5 protein-coding genes are annotated in these 4,049 nt (G+C 36.4%); all 5 read left to right on the forward strand.

All coding sequences use genetic code 11. The features are described 5' to 3' along the window. The first annotated feature begins 43 nt into the window (after positions 1-43). On the forward strand, positions 44-268 hold the full coding sequence (locus ACUVXA_RS17530) for a transposase (protein ID WP_445872581.1): 225 nt from the start codon (positions 44-46) through the stop codon (positions 266-268). A 380-nt stretch (positions 269-648) separates the two neighbouring features. Then, entirely contained in the window at positions 649-1,917 is a 1,269-nt protein-coding gene (locus tag ACUVXA_RS17535; protein WP_445872577.1) for an ATPase domain-containing protein, read from the forward strand. A gap of 19 nt (positions 1,918-1,936) precedes the next feature. After that, complete coding sequence (locus tag ACUVXA_RS17540; RefSeq protein WP_445872578.1) at positions 1,937-2,440, forward strand: HNH endonuclease; 504 nt, start codon at positions 1,937-1,939, stop codon at positions 2,438-2,440. Positions 2,441-2,630: 190 nt separating this feature from the next. Then, positions 2,631-3,074 (forward strand): DUF2085 domain-containing protein, encoded by a 444-nt coding sequence (locus ACUVXA_RS17545; protein ID WP_445872579.1) that lies wholly within the window; start codon positions 2,631-2,633, stop codon positions 3,072-3,074. 2 nt (positions 3,075-3,076) lie between these two features. Beyond that, on the forward strand, positions 3,077-3,619 hold the full coding sequence (locus ACUVXA_RS17550) for a hypothetical protein (RefSeq protein ID WP_445872580.1): 543 nt from the start codon (positions 3,077-3,079) through the stop codon (positions 3,617-3,619). Positions 3,620-4,049 lie beyond the last annotated feature (430 nt).

The raw sequence follows: 4,049 nt of genomic DNA on the forward strand, positions 1-4,049 counted from the left end.
CTACCCTTAGACACAATATTATTATAACTCCCGGCTTAAACTTCTGGATGAGAATTCAGAGAGGAAGGAGGCCCTAAAGAAGCGCTCCTTGATTGAGCGACGATTTGGAGGGGCAAAGAGGTGGCATGGTTTGGGTCGAGCACGTTATTGGGGGAGAGCAAAAGTGGCCATTCAGGCTTTGATGACCTTTTTGGTAATGAACGTCAAAAGGATGGTTAAGCTTCTTTGGATGAGGGAACAGAAGGTAGAAATTTTAGAGATAGGATGAGGTAAAGAAGAAAGGAGATGAAGAGATAGAGAGAAAAGATATAAAAGAAGAGAAGATCAGCATAGAAAATAATATTCTCCCTCTCCTAATTTAGTTCCTTTAAGTCCTCATAAGAAGATCATCAATTAAATTGTTTACTTTTTCAGAGGTCTCAAAAAATTTTATTGACATTTTTCCTTTATCTGCGTATAAGTTTGATAGGAATAGATATTAAAGGATAAGGATTTTTTAACTGTTGATTGCAGTATTCCCCTTAATAATTTATTCAACGTTATTATGATATTTGTTGTCTTTATACCGCCACTTCATATAACACAGCATAAAATCTTCGTGCCTATGCAGACAACAGCAATAAGATTGCTTAAAAAAGAGGTATGGTCATGCCTAAGATAGGGGATATAGAAGACAAAGGCAAGAAGGGACTGGATATTCCTCATTTGCCCTGGCTCAAAAAAGCTATCGGGTCAGAGTTTATAAAGGGAGGAATATATCTTTTAGCAGGTGAGCCAGGGATTGGTAAGACAACTTTATCTATTCAGATATTAGGAGATATAAGCATTCAAGGGGCAAAGGTTTTATACATTCCTACTGAGCAGAGCTTGAGCGATGTAAAGCGGGTTGTAGAGAGAATATACAGCTTAACAACTAAGGAGATTCGGGCATCAATTAATGAGAATCTATATATCGATACTATAGATAATCTGTCGATGTTGCCTTGGTTTTTAAATCATAGAATTTTACCAGCGCAGAGCGAATACCACGGTTGCGAGATTATAGCAGTAGATTCTCTCCAAGGAGGAGGCTTGTCCACAGGAGTTGGGGAAAAGTATAAACGCCTTCTTGATTTTGTAGATTGTGCAAAAGGTAACGGGATCACCTGTTTATTTGTCAATCATGTTACAAAAAGTGGAGAAATCGCTGGACCAAAAGCACTTGAACATACTGTTGACTGTATAATTTATATACGAAGAGCACTTCGTTTAAGGCCTCTCTTTGTTCCAAAGAATAGATTCGGCCCTGCCACGCTTGACCCACTTGTTTTGATAATGGATGAACACGGTCTTAAGGAATCACCCCATGTGACAGCGGAGGCAAGCACAGTATTAGGATATAGTGGTATTAGTGGGGAATTCGCTGAGGCACAGGCCTTTGTTACTTTACCAAGATATGGTTCCCGTCCAGGCTTAAGTGCTCCATTTCTCCCTAATAAAAAGATTAAACAACTTTTGAAAGTTTTGGGTACGCTTAAAGATATTGATGTGGTTGACCTTTCTTATGATATAAGTTGCTATATCCCTGGTCGACATGTATACACATCAGACCTTGACTTACCTATTATAGTTGCACTTTTAAGTTCTTACCTGCATCAGCGGGTGGATAACAAGACTCTATTTGTAGGAGAAGTTGATCTCACAAAACAAATTCGGCCACCTGAAAGCACATATCTAGCTTCCTTAGCAGAAGTTCTTGTCAAATCACACCCAAGAAGAATAAAATGTGTTTACTTATCTGAGAATGTCGTTGATGAGTTTAAAAAGCTCCTTAAAAAGCTCAAGCCGGAGGGTGAGATCGTAGAAGTTAATGGTGTAAAGGATTTGGATTCCCTTATTCACGATCTTTGGCCTTTTTTAACTGCTGATGCAAAGTAATTTCTAAGAGGAAATTAATATGCCACCTCCATCTGTACCGCGACGAATAGAAGATATTATTTTCTATTATTATGCCAAGTTAGTTATTTCTCCTTCGGCAGGATTTAGAGGGAATTATAGGTTTATCATTGATACCTATAAACGATTAAAATCTGGTGAGATTAGAATGTCCGACTACGAACGCGAACTCTTACATATTGCCAATATGCCGAATCAATGTATTTTCTGTGGAACTAAATATACTAAATGTCAATTAGCACATATAGTACCAAGATCATTTGGTATTCAACCAGGAATGCATAATTTAGTTTATGCTTGTGAAACTTGTGCTGTTTCTAAGGGTGAAAAAGATCTTGTAGAATGGTGGTGTAATGATCTGCAAAGACCCCGTGATGAACTTCCTCGTGTACCTTTGGGACTCTATCTGAAAATAGCCTATGAACTTCATAAGATAAATTTTAGTCTGCAAAAACCGTGTAAGAGTTTAGGAGAACTTTTCATGATATTGCATAAGAAGAGCTAAAATGATATTAAAATTTTTGCTCCACAGAAGCTTCTTTTATACTTTAAACATTAGGCGAAATAGCCTCATGAAAATAATCAATTTCATGCATAATCAGGGAATATGTAATGTCTGCGGGAAGCCATACAAAATGCATTAATCCATATTTTAAACCTGCCCGCTGAGGCTTGATGGATAAGGGTTTAAAGTCATGATTAAAAAAATAATTTATATTTTTCTAATTATTCATTCTGGTTCATTAGTTTTCATTTCTCTTTTATGTCCCCTATTAGAGTTCCAAAGAAATCCCCTATCCTCAATATTGTATGGTTTCTTAAGGAATTTCTGTCATCAAATTCCTTCAAGATGTCTTTGGATATTTGGATCGAATATGGGTTTATGCTCCAGATGTTTTAGCACTTATCTATCGTTTCTTGTCATCTCTATTTACCTTTTATTTAAAAACATAAACTCTATGAATCCTAAAAAAGTATTATTGATATCTTTGCTCTTAGCATTCCCTTTAGTTATAGATATAGGCTCTCAATTCGTAACGAACTATCATAGTAATACCTGGCTACGTTTAATCACTGGTGCTTTGGCCGGTATTAGCTTTGCTTTAATAACCGCTAATTTTTTACTATGGAGGTGGTAGAAATGAAAAAAAAGTTATCTATTGGATTGTTTTTCATCTTTATAGGCCTCTTTATTATCGGTATAAAAATTAATGCCCAAGAAACAAAAATTGTAGTCTTGAAAGCTGGGACTCCTGTACTGCTAGAGATAACAGAAACGATAGACAGTGAAAAGGCAAACGTAGGGGACATTGTCAAGCTTCGAGTTATAAGGCCTGTCAAAGTTGATGATATCGAGGTAATTAAAGTGGGTGAAAGAGCTGAAGGAAAGATAGCAGAAGTCAAGAGAGCTAAAGGATGGGGTGTTAAAGGTGAGATTGCTATGAGCCTTACTTATACTTACGCTATTGATGGTACAGAAGTATTATTGAGCGCTACACAACGTGCTACTGGTGAAGGAAAAGTTGGAACCGCAACAGCAGTAGGAGTAGGTACTGGTTTAATCTGTTTACCAGTTGCTTTAACAGGTTTCTTAATCAAGGGAGAACAAGGAAAGCTTTTATCTGGCCAAGAAGTAAAAGGATACGTTGACGGAGATTATAAAATTAAGGTTGTAACTAAGTAGAAACTTATACTTTTAAAGCTATTCGGGGATAAGATGATGTCCACAATAAGGCTGTGACTCCTACCAGCCTTCCCCCAAGACTGTGCCGAACTTTAGATTAAATCCGGAAGGTATGCAGGGGATTCATGGACAAATTAAAATTTCATTGATAAGTCACTATTTCAGAGGAGACTTGCTGAGTATTTAATTTTCTTTAATACTCAGAGACCTCATAAATCTCTTGGATTAAAGAGTCCAGTTCAGTATTTGATTGAAAAGGAGGTGATGTCGAAAAAGTCCTTGACTTATACATTTTCTTGACAACCAAAACGATTACTGGTATTTAAAAAATAGATACACTAATTTCATCTTCAACCATATCAAATAAAATTTAAGTTAAAATTTTTGGATCTTCTCCAAATTAGTTGCTATTTGCAAAGGTATTTTTAAT

The sequence above is a fragment of the Candidatus Jordarchaeum sp. genome (genome assembly GCF_052745115.1).

Bases quoted from the DNA above. Each gene is read 5' to 3' on its own strand.
- ACUVXA_RS17535 (WP_445872577.1), top strand. From the start codon at position 649: ATGCCTAAGATAGGGGATATAGAAGACAAAGGCAAGAAGGGACTGGAT.
- ACUVXA_RS17540 (WP_445872578.1), top strand. From the start codon at position 1,937: ATGCCACCTCCATCTGTACCGCGACGAATAGAAGATATTATTTTCTAT.
- ACUVXA_RS17545 (WP_445872579.1), top strand. From the start codon at position 2,631: ATGATTAAAAAAATAATTTATATTTTTCTAATTATTCATTCTGGTTCA.
- ACUVXA_RS17550 (WP_445872580.1), top strand. From the start codon at position 3,077: ATGAAAAAAAAGTTATCTATTGGATTGTTTTTCATCTTTATAGGCCTC.